This is a genomic window from Pseudomonas sp. LBUM1670 (assembly GCF_059695695.1).
The window spans coordinates 2828123-2845095 of the sequence record NZ_CP166783.1 but is presented as its reverse complement, the minus strand read 5'-3'; the positions used below and the strand labels follow the sequence as shown (position 1 = coordinate 2845095).

Below are 16973 nucleotides of genomic sequence, written 5' to 3'. Positions count from 1 at the left end.
CTGAGCCTTCGGGGGAATCAATTCCTGTGCGCAATGGTCAATCCACTTAAGCACGTCTTACGCCATGTGCCACTGGAGGCTTCAACGATGAGTATTCCAATCCCGGCAGAAACACCTGATCCGAATATCGACCGCCCGACGATTCCGCCCACCGAACCTGCGCCAGTGCCCGAGCAGGAACCGCCCGGGACTACCCCGCCCGCACGGGAAGATCCGCCGGAAACCATGCCGCCGGTGATCGTCAGTCCAAAAAAAATTCAGGGATAGACCATTAACTGCGCCGTAAGACTGGTCTCACGGCGCGCGATCCTTATCCAGCATCCTCACGATCCTCGGCATCACACTGAAGATCCCCAACGCCAGCAACGTACTGAGCACCGCCGTCGCTTCACGTCCCAACCCGGCCGAAACGCCGATGGCCGCAGTCATCCACAACCCGGCGGCGGTGGTCAGGCCTTTCACATGGCCTTCATCGCCTTCCTGGTTTTTCAGGATGGTCCCGGCGCCGAGGAAACCGATCCCGGCGATCACCCCTTGCACCACCCGACTCATGGCATCCGCCTGCGAGCCGGACATCTGCGGCACCAGCACAAACAGCGCGGCACCGAGCGCCACCAGCATGTGCGTTCGCACTCCAGCCGCCTTGCCCTTTTGCTCGCGTTCGAAACCGAGAATCCCGCCCAGCACGGCGGCCATCAGCAGTCTCACGGTTACACGTGTCAGTTGTGAGGCGTCGCCGATGTCGGCGAACTCCGCTTGCAGCGTCACCCAAACTTCATGCCACCAGGCGTCCATGGTGCAATCCCTGTAAATGATCGATAGAGGATGGACCGCGCAGACCATTAATCGGTTGCACAGAACGATGGCCGCCGGGTGTGCCCTAACCCTGTAGAACCCGCAGAAAAAAGGACCTCTCCATGACTGTGCGCATCGAAAACCAGACCTGTTTCTTCATCACCGAGAACGGCGAAGAAATCCGCCTGTGTCCCGACGTCACTATCGTCACCGACGGCGACAAAGCCATGTCGGCAGTCGATCTGGACGGCCAGCGCATCTACATCACCGAAGCAGAAGCCGATGCATTGACCGTAGCAGGTGCGGTGGATGGTCGTCGGCATTTGAAGGCCACGGACAGTGATTCGGTGATTTGACTGACCCGGATCAACACCCCCTGCGGGCGCCTGTCATAGGCACCCGCGTCGCGTTATCGCGGGTGCATCAAGTTGTCGCAGGCAGCGGCTCTGCGCTCATCTGATCCGCTTTTTATTGCGATACCTGAGTCTGTTATGCAAACAGATCGACGCTCATAGTGACCCGGCCTGATGGAGGCTGATGAGCGAAAGACCATGAGCGAAAGAATCCCCGTCCGAACCGTAGAAAGTGCCCCGTTAGTAAACAGCTATGAGCCTTCGCGTCCCAAGATGAAGGCCAAATCCAGCGACAACCTGATCCACACCCGTAGCTTCACCGGCCTGTTCCGCACCCTGCGCATGAGCGGCACGGGCTTTCTGTTTCTGCTGTTCTTTGGCACGGTGTGGTTGAACTGGGGCGGCCGCCAGGCGGTGCTCTGGGACCTTTCCGAAAGCAAATTCCACATCTTCGGCGCGACCTTCTGGCCGCAGGATTTCATCTTGCTGTCGGGGTTGCTGATCATTGCTGCGTTCGGCCTGTTTGCGATCACCGTGTTTGCCGGGCGCGTCTGGTGTGGCTACACCTGCCCACAGAGCTCCTGGACCTGGATCTTCATGTGGTGCGAGAAGATCACCGAAGGCGAACGCAACCAGCGGATCAAGCTGCAAGCCGCGCCGTGGGGTCTGAACAAACTGATGCGCCGCGCGGCCAAGCACACCTTGTGGCTGGCGATCAGCTTGCTGACGGGGCTGACTTTCGTCGGCTACTTCACACCGATCCGGCCGCTGGCCGAAGAACTGCTGACCCTGCAGATCGGCGGCGTCAGCCTGTTCTGGGTGCTGTTCTTCACCGGTGCCACGTACATCAACGCCGGTTGGCTGCGTGAAGCGGTGTGCATGCACATGTGCCCGTATGCGCGGTTCCAGAGTGTGATGTTCGACAAAGACACCCTGACCATTTCCTACGACGTCGCCCGTGGCGAAAACCGTGGCCCGCGCAAACGTGACGTGAAACCTGCCGAGGTCGGCCTTGGTGATTGCATCGATTGCCAGCTCTGCGTGCAGGTCTGCCCAACTGGCATCGACATTCGCGACGGTCTGCAAATGGAATGCATCGGGTGCGCCGCGTGTATCGACGCCTGTGATTCGATCATGGACAAAATGGGTTACGCCAGTGGCCTGATCAGCTACACCTCGGAGCATCAGTTGCAAGGGGGCAAAACCCGTCTGCTGCGACCACGACTGATCGGCTACACCGCGGTGTTGCTGGTGATGATCGGCGCCCTCGTCCTGGCGCTTGTCGAGCGGCCGATGGTCTCGCTGGACGTCAGCAAGGACCGTGGACTGTTCCGCGAAAACAGCCTGGGGCAGATCGAAAACATCTACAGCCTGAAGGTCATCAACAAGACCCAGCAACGGCAGGACTACCGTTTGACCCTGGTCGATGGCGACGGATTCCAGTTGCAAGGCAAGACCGAACTGAGCCTGGCGCCGGGCGAGATTGTTGACGTGCCGGTGTCCGTGGCGATGACCACGGAACGGCCGGGCAGCAGTTCGCAGAGCATCAGCTTCAAGATCGTCGACAGCGATGAGCCTGAGATTTATAGCGTCGCGGACAGCCGGTTTGTTGCTCCGATGAATCGTTAAGGCTTTAGACTGCGGTGCGCCATTCGCGAGCAAGCCCGCTCCCACATTGGATCTTCCAGTGTTCACAAATCCAATGTGGGAGCGGGCTTGCTCGCGAAGAAGTCACCTCGATTTCACTGAATAACACTGAACCGGGCTTTAGATGAAACGCTACGAAAAATTCGCCGATGACATCGCTGAACTGATCCGCTCCGGCGTCCTCGGCCCCGGCCAGCGCGTGCCTTCGGTGCGTTACGCCAGCCAGACCTACGGCGTCAGCCCGTCCACGGTGTTCCAGGCCTATTACCTGCTCGAACGCCGTGGCCTGATCCGCGCCCGCCCGCGTTCCGGTTATTTCGTCAACACCCATGCGCCGAGCCCGTTTTCGGAGCCAGTGATCAGCAGCCAGGTCAATGAATCCACCGAAGTCGATGTCAGCGAACTGGTGTTCTCGGTGCTCGACTCGATCAAGGACCCCAACACCGTCCCCTTCGGCTCGGCCTTCCCCAGCCCTACCCTGTTTCCGCTGCAACGCCTGTCCCGTTCACTGGCCAGCGCCACCCGAGACATGGACCCGCGCATGGTCGTCACCGACATGTCGCCGGGCAACCCGCAACTGCGCCGACAAATCGCCCTGCGCTACATGGTCGGCGGCCTGATGCTGCCCATGGAAGAACTGCTGATCACCAACGGCGCGCTGGAAGCGTTGAACCTGTGCTTGCAAGCCGTCACTGAACCCGGCGACCTGGTGGCCATCGAAGCCCCGGCGTTCTACGCCTGCCTGCAAATCCTTGAACGTCTTAAGCTCAAAGCCGTGGAAATCCCCGTGCACCCGCGCGACGGCATCGACCTCGGCGTGCTCGCGCAAACGCTGGAACGCCACCCGATCAAGGCCTGCTGGTGCATGACCAGTTTCCAGAACCCCATCGGCGCCACCATGCCCGAGGCGAAGAAACAGGAACTGGTGGCGTTGTTGCGGAGCCATCAAGTGCCGCTGATCGAGGACGATGTCTACGCCGAACTCTATTACGGCCAACACGCGCCGAAACCGGCCAAGGCGTTCGATACCGAAGGGTTGGTGATGCATTGCGGCTCGTTCGCCAAAAGCCTCGCGCCTGGCTATCGCATTGGCTGGGTGGCTGCCGGGCGGTATGCGCAGAAGATTGAGCGTCTGAAACTCATGACATCGCTTTGTGCGTCGATGCCGGCTCAGGCGGCCATTGCCGATTATCTGCAACATGGTGGCTATGACCGGCATTTGCGCAAATTGCGTTACGCGCTGGAAGAACAGCAGAGTGCGATGCTGGCGGCGATTGCGCGCTACTTCCCGGCGCAGACTCGGGTCAGTCAGCCGGCCGGTGGGTACTTTTTGTGGCTGGAACTGCCTGCGCAGATGGATTCGTTGAAGTTGTTTCAGATGGCGTTGGCTCAGGGGATCAGCATTGCGCCCGGGCCGATTTTTTCGCCGGCCCAGCGGTTCAGGAATTGCATTCGGTTGAACTATGGCAGCCCTTGGGATGAGGCTGCGGAGAAGGCTATGGAGACGTTGGGGCGGATTGTTCGGTCATTCTGAGGGTTTGAGGTTGACTGGTCCGGCCTCTTCGCGAGCAAGCCCGCTCCCACAGAGGTACGCGGTCAACTGTGGGAGCGGGCTTGCCCGCGAAGAGGTCAGAACAGACAAAGCAAATATTGAGGCCTAACGCCCGCCCCCAAGATCGACGAAAGTCCCCGTCGCATAAGAAGCCTTATCCGACAACAACCACACAATCGCCTCCGCCACTTCATCCGGCCGGCCACCGCGGGCCATCGGGATCGCCGACTCAAGCTTGCTGACCCGATCCGGGTCGCCACTCAACGCATGGAAATCGGTATAGATGTAACCGGGGCGCACGGCGTTGACCCGGATGCCTTCGCCCGCCACTTCCTTGGACAGACCAATGGTGAACGTGTCGAGCGCGCCTTTGGACGCCGCGTAATCCACGTACTCATTCGGCGCTCCCAGGCGCGCGGCAACCGACGATACGTTGACGATGCTGCCGCCCTGCCCGCCGTGTTTCGGTGACATGCGCAGTACGGCGTGCTTGGCGCAGAGAATGGGCGCCAGGACGTTGGTTTTGAGGGTTTTGAGAATGCGGAACTCGGACATTTCGTCGACCCGGGATTTGTGTCCCACGGTGCCGGCGTTGTTGACCAGGGCGGTGACCCGGCCGAGTTCGGCGTCAACCCGGTTAAACAGCGCGATCACTTCGTCTTCGATGCTGACGTCGGCACGTACCGCGATGGCCTGGGCGCCGAGGGCACGGACTTGCTCCAGCACGGTATGCGCCGCCTCTTCATCGAACTGATAGTTGATGCAGATCCGATAGCCTTTCCCGGCGACCAACAGTGCGGTGGCGGCGCCGATGCCGCGGCTGCCGCCGGTGATGACGATGACTTTGTCCATGCGAGCTTTCCCCGTTCAAGCGTAAGCAGTCGGGGCCAAGAATAACCGCCATTGGCGGGTTTTGCATGGAGTCTGTGGTGTCCTGTGGCGAGGCAGCTTGCTCCCGCTGGAGTGCGCAGCGCTCCCAACATCGGCCACCGCAGTTGTCCAGGTAAGCCGAGCTGGCCGGTTTACGACTGCTGCGCAGCCGAGCGGGAGCAAGCTCCCTCGCCACAGGGGGCGTCAACTCACCGCTAACTGCTCCGCGCGAAGAATGTCCACCATGAAGCGCTCCGCCGGCAGCGGATGCCCCAGCAGATAGCCCTGCAACGAGTCGCAACCGAGTTGAGTCAGGAAATCCTGCTGCATATCGGTTTCCACGCCTTCGGCGACGATGCGCAAACCCAGCGCCTGGCCAAGGGCAACGATGGCGGAAACGATGGCCGCATCGTCGCTGTCGCGTTCCAGGTCGCGGACAAACCCCCTGTCGATTTTCAGTTCGTTGGCTGGCAAGCGCTTGAGGTACATCAAACTCGAATAACCAGTACCAAAATCATCGATCGACAGGTCGACGCCCATCTCCGAGAGTTCCTTAAGCACCGTCATGCTCGCATCAGCGTCGCTCATGGCGGTGGTTTCGGTGATTTCCAGGGTCAGGTTGTTAGCCGGCAAATGGTGCGTGGCCAACGCCTTGGCGACGCTCTGGACCAGGCCTGCATTACAAAACTGCAAAGCGGAGAGGTTCACCGCGATGCGCCAGTCGGTGTAGCCGAGCACGTACCATTCGCGCATCTGCCGGCAGGCTTCGTTGAGCACCCAATCGCCGATCGGAATGATCAGCCCGGTCTTCTCCGCCAGTTCGATGAATTTGTCCGGCATCAGCATGCCCTGCGTCGGATGCACCCAGCGCAACAACGCCTCGGCGCCGACTGGCCGGCCGTTGCCGGCGTCGAATTTTGGCTGGTAGTAGAGGCAGAATTGTTGCTGCTCCACGGCATTGCGCAGGTCTTGCAGCAATTGCAGCTGTTTGCGCGCGTTGCTGTTCATCGAGGCGTCGAAGAAGCTGTAGCCGTTTTTGCCCGTGCCCTTGGCGTGATACATCGCGGCGTCGGCGTTCATCAGCAGTTCTTCGGCGGTCTGGCCGTTTCCCGGATAAAGGGCAATGCCGACACTGGCGGAGATCTGCAAATCATGTTCGGCGACGCGGAACGAGCGCGCGATCAGCCCGACCTGCCGGGACGCGAGATTCAGTACATCATGCTCATCGGCCAGTTGCACCAGCAGCACGAACTCATCGCCGCCAATGCGCGCCAGCGTGTCCTGGCTACGCAAATCCTCACGCAGGCGCAGAGCGACTTCGCGTAGCAACTGGTCACCCATGTGATGACCGAATGCATCATTGACCGGCTTGAAACCATCCAGATCAATGAACATCAAGGCAAAACAGCCACCCTGCTCCTGCACCCTCGACATGCCTTGGCCGATACGGTCAGCCAGCAACACCCGATTTGGCAGACCGGTCAGGGGGTCGTGCAGCGCCAATTGGGTGAGTTCGCGGTTGGCCTCTGTCAGCGAGCGGGCCAGACCGGCGGTGCGAGCCTCCAGGCGCGCATCGAGAACCGACGTGAGCAAGGCAATGCTCAGCACTGCCATCGTGGTGATCAGCACCAGGCTGTCCAGGCCATTGCCGCTCAAACCGCTGACCGCCGCACCACAAAAACTGCCGTCGGGAAAACGCGCGGCGGCCATGCCGGTGTAGTGCATGCCGACAATGGCAATGCCCATGATCACCGCCGCGCCGCCTCGAATCAGGTTGACATAAGGCGTATGCCGACGCAGGCGGAAGGAGATCCATAACGCTGCGCCTGACGCACCGACGGCGATGAGCAGAGAGGCGCCGAACAGGGTCGGGTCGTAATCGATACCCGGCTGCATGCGCATGGCGGCCATGCCGGTGTAGTGCATGGCGCTGATACCCGCGCCCATCAGCAGCGCTCCGAACGCCAGTTGCCAGATCGGTAGTTGTGGCTGGCTGACCAGCCACAGGGCAAAGCCGCAGGAGAGGATCGCGGTCAGCAGCGACAGCGACGTCAAAGTGACGTCGTAGCCGAGGTCGATAGGCAGTTCAAACGCGAGCATGCCGATGAAATGCATCGACCACACGCCAATGCCCATCGCCAAAGCGCCGCCGGCCGTCCAAAAATGTACTGCGCGGCCTCTGGCAGTGGCGATGCGCCCGGTCATGTCGAGCGCGGTATAGGACGCGAGAATCGCCACAAAGAGCGAAATGATAACCAGCGTGGGGGAATAGCTACCGATGAGCATGGGACTTCTCGAGACGACCCGCCGTACTGCTTCCATTCTCGGGGGGCAAATCGGGCGATTGTACTGATTGCATGAAAGAACGCACTGACAAAATTTAGCAAAGGGCCATCAAGCTGATGAAACGCTTGTTTGATTGTTCGCGATTTCTCTGGAACCTTGCCCCCCGCTCCCCTTGTAGGAGCTGTCGAGTGAAACGAGGCTGCGATCTTTTCAGCCGCATGAAGATCACGATCAAAAGATCGCAGCCTCGTTTCACTCGACAGCTCCTACACTGCTCCTACAGAAATACAGGTGTCAGTTGTTTAGCTCGAGCTGTCCGTCCCACCCGCCGCCCAGCGCCGCAATCAACTGCACGCTGGCAATCAGGCGGCTCTGCAACAAGTCCAGCATGTTGCGTTCGTTGTTCAGCGCCGAGGCTTGCACCACCACCACATCCAGATAAGCAATCAACCCGGCCTTGTACTGATTCTGGGTCAGGCGCAAGGACTCACGCGCCGCGTCCAGGGCCTGCTGACGCACGGCAGATTCGTTTTCCAGGACCTTGAGCTGGACCAGATAATTTTCCACCTCGCGGAAGCCGTCGAGCACGGTCTGGCGGTACTTGGCGACGGTCTCGTCATAAGCCGCTTCGCTGCGGTCGACTTCGGCAGACCGTTGTCCGCCGTCAAACAAGGTCATTGCCAGTTGCGGGCCGACCGACCAGAAGCGGTTCGGCACGCTGATCCAGTTCGACGACGTGCTGCTGCTGTAACCGCCGTTCAGGCTCAGTGTCAGGTCCGGGTAGTAAGCGGCCTTGGCCACGCCGATGTTAGCGTTGGCCGCCATGACCGAGCGCTCGGCGGAGGCAATGTCCGGGCGGCGTTCCAGCAATTGCGAAGGCAGGTTCAGCGGCACGTTGGGCAAGACCGGGATGCCTTGGGTTTCCGCGAGGCTGAACTCGGCAGGCGGCAGCCCGATCAGCACGGCGATGGCGTTCTCGAACTGGGCGCGCTGCCAGATCAGATCGACCAACTCGGCCTCGGTGCTCTTGAGCTGGGTGGTGGCCTGTGCCACCGCGTCCTTGCCGGAAACGCCGGCACGGTACTGGTTTTCGGTCATTTTCAGCGAACGCTGATAGGTCTCGACCGTCGCTTGCAGCAGACGCCTTTGCTCATCGATCACCCGCAGTTGCAGGTAGTTCTGCACCAGTTCCGACTGCTGGCTCAACCGCATCGCCGCCAGATCGGCAAAACTCGCCTCGGCGTTGGCGGTGTCCGCCTCAAGGCCTCGGCGCAGTTTGCCCCAGACATCGGCCTCCCAACTGACACCGGCTTGGGCCGTGTAGGTGTCGCGGATCCCGCTGGAAGAACTTGTCAGGCTCGAACTACTGCTGCCGGTGCCCTGGCTGGAACGGTTTTTCCCAACGGTCAGGTCTACCGTCGGGTAAAACGCACCGCGAGCGCTGCGCACCAAAGCCTGGGCCTGACGGTACTGGGCCTCGGACTGGGCAACCGTCTGGTTGGCGCTGTTGAGCTTCTCGATCAGGCCGTTCAGTTGTTGATCGCCATACAACTCCCACCAGGCACCGCGGGCCAGGGAATCGCTCGGATTGGCCTGACGCCAGCCGGCCGCTTCCTTGTACTGCACCGGCGCGGCGGTTGGCGGGCGCTGGTAATCCGGGCCGATGGCGCAGGCACTGAGCAGCGCCACGCACAGCGACAGGCTCAACAAACGCGAGCCTCGGGCCGTGATCAGCGGTGCAGACAGATTGAAAAGCGAACGATCAGTCATAGCGGAGTTTCCAGAGCAGCATCAGTACGCACCCCACGCCAGTGGTTGAAGCGATGGCGCAGCTTGTCGAGATAGAGGTAAACCACCGGGGTGGTGTAAAGGGTCAGCACCTGACTGAAGATCAGCCCGCCGATGATGGTCAGGCCCAGCGGTTGACGCATCTCTGCACCCTCGGCACGGCTCAGCAGCAGCGGCAAGGCACCGAGAATGGCGGCCAGCGTGGTCATCAGAATCGGACGCAAACGTTGCAGGCACGCGCTGCGAATCGACTCCAGCGGCTCAAGGCCCTGATGCCTTTCGAGCTGCAACGCCAGGTCGATCATCAGAATGGCGTTTTTCTTCACCACACCGATCAGCAGGAACAGCCCGAGCAACGAGATCAGGCTGAACTCACCGCCCAGCGCATAGATCGACAGCAACGCGCCGACCCCGGCCGACGGCAAGGTCGAGAGAATGGTCAGCGGATGGATGTAGCTTTCATACAGCACACCCAGCACCAGATACACCGCCACCAGCGCGCCAAGAATCATCCACGGCTGGCTCTTCTGCGTCGCGGCGAAGGCGTCAGCGGTGCCGGCCATTTTCACGATGACGTCTTCCGGCATGCCGAGTCTGGCAATCGCCCGTTCGATCGCCGCCGTGCCCTGCTCCACGGTCACGCCTTCGGCCATGTCGAAGGAAATGCTTTCGGAAGCGAACTGGCCTTCGTGGCTGACGCGGTCGTCTTCCAGGCTGTTTTCGTAATGGGCGATGGTCGACAGCGGAATCCGCGCGCCGTCGGTGGTGATCACCTGAACCTGCTTGAGGGTGATCGGGTCCTGGGCGTACTTCGGATTGACCTCCATCACCACCTGATACTGGTTGAGGCTGTCGTAGATGGTCGAAATCTGTCGCTGGCTGTAGGCGTTGTTCAGGACGGCGGTCACCATGTCCATGTCGACCCCCAGCCGTTTGGCCTGATCGCGATCGACGATCAAGGTCACCTGCTGCGCGCCGCGTCCTTCACGGGCATCAATGGCGGTCAGCTCCGGCAACGCCTTGAGCGCGGTCACCACTTTCGGATACCACTGGCGCAATTCGCCGAGGTCGGCGCTTTGCAGGATGTAGGAATACTGCGAGGTGGTCTGCTCGCGGCCGCCGCCAAATTGCAGGTCCTGATCCGCCATCAGCATCAGCTGTGCACCGGGCACCTTGGGCATTTCCTTGCGCAAGCGTTCGATGACTTTCTGCGCGGAAACGCCCCGCTCCTTTATCGGTTTCAGGCGCACCAGCATGAAGGCATTGTTGGTGCCGTTGGTGCCGCCGATGAAGCCGGCGACGCTTTCCACCGCTTCATCCTTGAGTACGGCGCAGCGGAAGATTTCCATTTTCGGTTGCATCACAGTGAACGACAGGCCGTCGTCACCGCGCACGAATCCGATCAGCTGGCCAGTGTCCTGCTGCGGCATAAAGGTTTTAGGAACAACCACATACAGCGCAATGTTAACGCCAACTGTAACGATCAGGCTGAGCAAGGTCAGACGACGGTGCCGCAACACCCAGTCAAGGCTGGTGGCGTATTTGCCGACCATCCACTCGTTGGCGTGCTGGCTCCAGCGTTGCAGGCGGTTTTCCTCACCCGGCGTATGCGGCTTGAGCCAACGGGCGCACAGCATCGGCGTCAGGGTCAGCGAGACCAGCAGCGACACGACGATGGACGCCGCCAGCGTGATGGAAAACTCACGGAACAGGCTTTCGATAATCCCGCCCATGAACAGGATCGACAGGAACACGGCGACCAGTGACACGTTCATCGACAGCAGGGTAAAGCCGACTTCCTGAGCCCCTAGGTAAGCGGCCTTCATGGGCGGCACGCCTTTGTCGATATGGCGGGTGATGTTCTCCAGCACCACGATGGCATCGTCCACCACCAGTCCGGTGGCCAGAATCAGCGCCATCAACGACAGATTGTTCAGGGAAAACCCGTACAGGTACATCACCGCGAAGGTGCCCACCAGCGACACCGGCACCGCGAGGGTCGGAATCAGCGAGGCGCGGAAGTTACCGAGAAACAGGAACACCACCAGAATCACCAGCGCCACGGCGATCAACAGGGTCATTTCCGCTTCGTGCAGGGTCGCCTTGATCACCGGCGAGCGGTCCATGGCCAGATTCAGTTTGACGCTGGCCGGCAGCACGGCTTGCAAGGCCGGGAGCTGAGCCTTGATCTCGTTGACTGTCTCGATGATGTTGGCGCCGGCCTGACGGTTGATCACCAGCAACACCGCCGCGTCGTCGTTGAAGAAACCGCTGTTGTAACGGTCCTCGACGCCGTCGCTGACCTTGGCCACATCCTTCAACCGCAGTGCCGCACCGCCGTTGTAGTGAATGATCAGCGACTCATAATCCTTGGCTTTTTCCAGTTGATCGTTGGCCTGAACCTGCCACAACCGCTGAGCGTCTTCGACCGAGCCTTTCGGCCGGCGCACGTTGGCATTGGCAATGGTGTTGCGCACATCGTCCAGCGCCACGCCGTACTGGTTGAGCGCCTGGGGTTCGAGTTCGATGCGCACCGCCGGCAGGGAACTGCCACCGATCTGCACTTCACCGACGCCCTGCACCTGGGACAGGCTCTGGGACAAGATCGTCGAGGCCAAATCGTAAAGCTGGCCCTTTTCCAGCACGTCCGACGTCAGCGACAGCACCATGATCGGCGCCTGGGACGGGTTGACCTTCTTGTAGGTCGGCATGCTGCGCATTCCGCTCGGCAGCAGGTTACGCGAGGCGTTGATCGCCGCTTGCACTTCCCGCGCCGCGCCGTTGATGTCGCGGTCGAGGTCGAACTGCAGAATCACCCGGGTCGAGCCCTGGCTGGAACGGCTGCTCATGGTGTTGACCCCGGCGATGGCGCCAAAGGAACGTTCGAGCGGCGTGGCCACGGTTGACGCCATCACCTCGGGGCTCGCGCCCGGCAGACTGGCCTGGACCACAATCACCGGGAAGTCCATTTGCGGCAGCGGTGACACCGGCAGTAAACCGAAGCTCACCCCGCCCAGCAGCATGATCGCCAGGCTCAGCAACATGGTCGCGACCGGGCGCTTGATGAAAGGTCCGGAAAGGTTCATGGCTGCTCGACCACTTCCACGGACTCGGATTTGCGGCCCCAGCGCCGACCGAGGCGATCGAAGTACAGGTAAATGACCGGCGTGGTGAACAAGGTCAGCACCTGACTCACCAACAACCCACCGACCATCACCAGACCCAGCGGTTGACGCAGTTCAGCGCCGGAACCGGTGGCCAGCATCAACGGCACTGCACCGAACAATGCCGCCAGCGTGGTCATCAGGATCGGCCGGAAACGCAGCAGTGCCGCCTGATAGATCGCCGTCTCCGGGTCCATGCCTTGATTGCGCTCGGCGTCGAGGGCGAAGTCGATCATCATGATCGCGTTCTTCTTCACGATACCGATCAACAGGATGATGCCGATGATCGCGATCATCCCCAGGTCATTTCCACTCAACAGCAATGCGAGCAAGGCGCCGACCGCCGCCGAGGGCAGGGTCGAGAGAATGGTGATCGGGTGGATGTAGCTCTCGTAGAGCACGCCGAGCACGATGTACATGGTCACCACTGCCGCCAGAATCAGCAGCAAGGTGCTCGACAGCGACGCCTGGAACGCCTCGGCCGCGCCCTGGAACTGGGTCTGCACGCCAATCGGCATGCCGATGTCTTTCTGCACATGCTCGATGATTTCCACCGCATGCCCCAACGCCACGCCGGGCGCGAGGTTGAAGGACATCATCACCGCCGGGAACTGGCCGATGTGGGTGATCGCCAGTTGCGCCTGACGCTCTTCGATATGCGCCAGGCTGGACAGGCGCACTTGCCCGCCATCGGTGGTCTTGACGTGAATCTGGTTGAGCGCACCCGGGCCGATTTTCTCGCCGGACTGCGATTGCAGCACCACGCGGTACTGGCTGGCCTGGGTGTAAATGGTGGAAATCTGCCGCTGACCGAAGGCGTCGTACAGCGCGTCGGTTATGTTCGACACCGACACCCCGACCCGCGACGCCGCATCACGGTCGATCACCAGATAGACCTGCAAGCCTTTGTCCTGCAAATCACTGGCAACATCAGTCAGTTCCGGCCGTTGGGCCAATGCTTCGACCAGCCGACCGCTCCACAGGCTGAGCAGCTCGGAATCCGGCGATGACATGCTGAACTGGTACTGGGTGCGACTGACCCGGTCTTCGATGGTCAGGTCCTGCACCGGCTGCATGAACAGACGAATGCCGACCAGCTTGTCCAGTTCCGGTTGCAGGCGTGCGATGACCTCGGTCGCGCTCAAGTCGCGATTGCTGTGGGATTTGAGGTTGATCAGCAGGCGACCGCTGTTAAGGGTCGAGTTATCGCCGTCGACACCAATATAGGACGACAGGCTCTCGACGGCCGGATCCGCGAGGATCACTTTCGCCAGCTCCTGCTGCCGCTCGCTCATCGCCGCAAAGGAAATCGACTGCGGCGCCTCGGAAATGCCCTGGATCACCCCGGTGTCCTGCACCGGAAAGAAGCCCTTCGGCACCACCATGTAAAGGAACACGGTCAGCGCAAGAGTGCCGATCGCCACCAGCAGCGTCAGTGGTTGATGCTTGAGAACCCACTTTAACTTGCGCCCGTAAGCCGCGATCATCCAATCAATTGTGGCGCCGCTGGCGCGGTAGAAACGGCCTTGTTCTTCTTCCTTGGGTTCACGCTTGAGCAGCCGCGCGCACATCATTGGTGTCAGGGTCAAAGACACCACCAGGGAAATCAGGATCGCCACCGCCAACGTGATCGCAAACTCGCGGAACAACCGCCCCACCACGTCAGCCATGAACAGCAGCGGAATCAGTACCGCGATCAACGACAGCGTCAGGGAAATCAGGGTGAAGCCGATCTGCCTGGCGCCCTTGAGCGCCGCATTCAGCGGACTGTCGCCCTCTTCGATGAATCGGGAAATGTTCTCCAGCATGACGATTGCATCGTCCACCACGAAACCGGTGGCGATGGTCAGGGCCATCAGGGTCAGGTTATTCACCGAGAAACCGGCGAGGTACATCACGCCGAAGGTGCCGATCAACGACAGCGGCACGGCCACCGAAGGAATGATCGTGGCACTGGCACGCCGCAGGAACAGGAACGTCACCATCACGACCAGCGCAATGGCGATCAGCAATTCGTGTTGCACGTCGGTGACGGACGCACGGATGGTCTGGGTGCGGTCGGTCAGCACGGTGACGTCGAGGCCGGCCGGCAGGTTATCGGTGATGCTCGGCAGCAAGGCCTTGATCCGGTCGACCACTTCGATGACGTTGGCGCCGGGCTGACGCTGGATGTTCAGCAACACGGCCTGGTTTTCATTGGCCCACGCCGCGAGGCGCTCGTTTTCCGCTCCGTCGGCGATTTCCGCCACGTCCTTCAGTCGCAGCGGCGCACCGTTGGCGTAGGCCAGAATCAGGTTGGCGTAATCCTTGGGCGAGGTCAGTTGATCGTTTGCATCGAGCATAGAGACCCGGGTCGGGCCGTCGAAGTTGCCCTTGGGCTGGTTGACGTTGGACGCGCCGATCAGGGTGCGCACGTCCGACAGGTTCAAACCGTTGGCCGCCAGGGCTTCGGGGTTGACCTTGATCCGCACCGCCTGACGCTGGCCGCCGGCAATGCTGACCATGCCCACGCCGCTGATCTGGGCGATCTTCTGCGCCATGCGCGTATCGACCAGGTCATTGAGCTTGGGCAGCAACATGGTCTTGGACGTGATCGCCAGGGTCAGCACCGGGGTGTCCGCCGGGTTGACCTTGTTGTACACCGGTGGTGCCGGCAAGTCCTTGGGCAGCAGATTGGTCGCGGCGTTGATCGCGGCCTGCACCTGCTGTTCGGCGACGTCCATGTTGATGTCGAGGCTGAACCGCAGGGTCAGCACCGAAGCGCCACCAGAACTGGTCGAGGCCATCTGGGTCAGGCCCGGCATCTGCCCGAACTGACGTTCAAGCGGCGCGGTCACGGCGCTGGTCATGACGTCCGGGCTGGCGCCTGGATAGAGGGTCATCACGCGAATGGTCGGGTAATCGACCTGAGGCAAAGCCGACACCGGCAACAGCCGATAAGCGATCACACCGGCCAGGATAATAGCCAGCATGCTCAGCGTCGTGGCGACCGGGCGAAGGATGAACAGCCGCGAGATGTTCATGCGCCGCCCTTTTTCGCCTTGTCGCTGGTCGCCGGCTCTGCCGTGTTGGCCGCCGATTTACCTTGCAGGTGGCCGGTCGGCGTGGTCGGTACGTCCTTGGTGTCGTTGACCACTTCCACTTCACTGCCTTCCTTCAGGCGGTCGGTGCCTTCCAGGACCACGCGATCGCCAGCCGTCAAGCCTGCGGTGATCACGGTGTTTTCACCATCGCTGGCGCCGACCTTCAACTGACGGATCGTGACTTTCTTGTCGCCATCCATCGCATAGACGAAGGTGCCGTTGGTGCCGAACTGAATGGCCGCCGAGGGTGCAAGCACCACGTCTTTGAGGGTGTCGGCCAGCAGATGGACGTTGACGAACTGATTGGGAAATAACGCCTGATCACGGTTTTCGTAACGTGCCTTGAATTTCAGGGTGCCGGTGGTGACGTCGATCTGGTTGTCGAGGCTCTGCAATACGCCGGTGGCCTGCAGTTTGGTGTCGCCACGGTCCCAGGCTTCGGCGGGCAGTCTGGCGCCGCTGCGATAGCGGGCCAGCACCACGTCGAGGCTGTTTTCCGGCAAGGTGAAGGCCACGCTGATCGGCTGGGTCTGGGTGATGATCGCCAGCGCCGTGGTGTCATTGGCGGCGACAAGGTTGCCGACGTCGAGCTGTCGCAGGCCCACACGGCCGGCAATCGGCGCGCGGATTTTGGTGAATTCGAGATTGAGTTTGGCGTCTTTGACCGCCGCCTGATTGGTCTTGACCGTGCCCTGATACTGGCCGACCAATGCTTCGGCCGTGTCCAGGGTCTGCTTGGCGATACTGTCTTCGCGGTACAGGCCACGATAACGCTCGACATCGACCTGAGCGTTCTTCAGCTGCGCCTGATTTTGCAGCAAGGTGCCTTCGGCCTGCAGCAAGGCGTTCTGGTAAGGACGCGGGTCGATTTCCGCCAGCAGATCGCCGGCCTTGACCATCTGCCCTTCTTCGAACGCCACCTTGATCAGCTCGCCGCCCACGCGGCTGCGCACATTGATGGTGTTCAGCGCCGTCACGGTGCCCAGCGCCTTGTAATACAGTGGGAAGTCACCCTTGACCGCCGCTGCCACGCGCACTGGTACCGGACCGGTCGCCCCACCGAAACCCGGACGCATGCCACCCGAACGACCAGTGTGCCCCGCCACGGCTTTTTGTCCTGCGCCTTCTTTTGGCACAGCGCTGCCAGGCCAGAATTTCCAGCACAGGCCAGCGATGACCAACAGAACAAGCAGGCCGAGCAGCCAGCGACGAGGACTACGGGAAGCGGAGGATTGCATTGAATGATCAACCATTGGGCGCGTGGGCTTCTTCTACGGGAGGCTGAACGATAAGCACTGGCGGGTATTTAGCAAAGCGCCTTTACCGGCAATTTACCTTCGGCTTACGTAACAGGAGATTTATCTAAGACACTGAAGCACAAATGAAAACGGCCTGGACAGAGGGGGCGTTCTCACTGAATTTCCCCGCCGCGCCG

General features: G+C 60.9%; 11 protein-coding genes. 4 read left to right on the top strand and 7 right to left on the bottom strand.

Going from position 1 to position 16973, the window contains the following annotated elements; genetic code table 11:
* Positions 1–87: 87 nt before the first annotated feature.
* The gene (locus tag ACA073_RS12870; RefSeq protein ID WP_497403890.1) at positions 88–267 is read left to right on the top strand and encodes a hypothetical protein; all 180 of its coding nucleotides are present in this window, start codon (positions 88–90) and stop codon (positions 265–267) included.
* Between the two features lie 27 nt (positions 268–294).
* Here the strand turns inward: ACA073_RS12870 and ACA073_RS12865 are convergent, their stop codons facing one another.
* Positions 295–795 (bottom strand): MgtC/SapB family protein, encoded by a 501-nt coding sequence (locus ACA073_RS12865; protein WP_497403889.1) that lies wholly within the window; start codon positions 793–795, stop codon positions 295–297.
* A 122-nt stretch (positions 796–917) separates the two neighbouring features.
* On the opposite strand from ACA073_RS12865, the gene ACA073_RS12860 reads away from it, so the two are divergent.
* The 3 genes from ACA073_RS12860 to mapR all read left to right on the top strand — a co-directional run bounded on the left by ACA073_RS12860 (position 918) and on the right by mapR (position 4329).
* The gene (locus tag ACA073_RS12860) at positions 918–1151 is read left to right on the top strand and encodes a DUF3203 family protein (protein ID WP_497403887.1); all 234 of its coding nucleotides are present in this window, start codon (positions 918–920) and stop codon (positions 1149–1151) included.
* 195 nt (positions 1152–1346) lie between these two features.
* The gene (gene ccoG, locus ACA073_RS12855) at positions 1347–2777 is read left to right on the top strand and encodes a cytochrome c oxidase accessory protein CcoG (protein WP_497403886.1); all 1431 of its coding nucleotides are present in this window, start codon (positions 1347–1349) and stop codon (positions 2775–2777) included.
* A 142-nt stretch (positions 2778–2919) separates the two neighbouring features.
* Positions 2920–4329, top strand: coding sequence for a GntR family transcriptional regulator MpaR (mapR, locus tag ACA073_RS12850; protein ID WP_497403885.1), 1410 nt, complete (start codon positions 2920–2922; stop codon positions 4327–4329).
* A gap of 123 nt (positions 4330–4452) precedes the next feature.
* On the opposite strand, the gene ACA073_RS12845 is transcribed toward mapR, so the two are convergent.
* From ACA073_RS12845 to ACA073_RS12820, 6 genes are all read right to left on the bottom strand, one after another.
* Positions 4453–5199, bottom strand: a complete 747-nt coding sequence (locus tag ACA073_RS12845; RefSeq protein WP_497403883.1) for an SDR family oxidoreductase — start codon at positions 5197–5199, stop codon at positions 4453–4455.
* A 222-nt stretch (positions 5200–5421) separates the two neighbouring features.
* Complete coding sequence (locus ACA073_RS12840) at positions 5422–7503, bottom strand: putative bifunctional diguanylate cyclase/phosphodiesterase (protein WP_497403881.1); 2082 nt, start codon at positions 7501–7503, stop codon at positions 5422–5424.
* Positions 7504–7797: 294 nt separating this feature from the next.
* Positions 7798–9273, bottom strand: coding sequence for an efflux transporter outer membrane subunit (locus ACA073_RS12835; protein WP_497403880.1), 1476 nt, complete (start codon positions 9271–9273; stop codon positions 7798–7800).
* Positions 9270–12377: an efflux RND transporter permease subunit gene (locus ACA073_RS12830; RefSeq protein WP_497403879.1), complete on the bottom strand. Its 3108-nt coding sequence runs from the start codon at positions 12375–12377 to the stop codon at positions 9270–9272. Before ACA073_RS12830 ends, ACA073_RS12835 begins: the two co-directional genes overlap by 4 nt.
* Positions 12374–15478 (bottom strand): MdtB/MuxB family multidrug efflux RND transporter permease subunit, encoded by a 3105-nt coding sequence (locus tag ACA073_RS12825; RefSeq protein ID WP_497403877.1) that lies wholly within the window; start codon positions 15476–15478, stop codon positions 12374–12376. The genes ACA073_RS12830 and ACA073_RS12825 overlap by 4 nt, the downstream gene beginning before the upstream one ends.
* A complete protein-coding gene (locus ACA073_RS12820) occupies positions 15475–16791 on the bottom strand; it encodes an MdtA/MuxA family multidrug efflux RND transporter periplasmic adaptor subunit (RefSeq protein ID WP_497403876.1) in 1317 nt (438 codons plus the stop codon). The genes ACA073_RS12825 and ACA073_RS12820 overlap by 4 nt, the downstream gene beginning before the upstream one ends.
* Between the last annotated feature and the right edge of the window lie 182 nt (positions 16792–16973).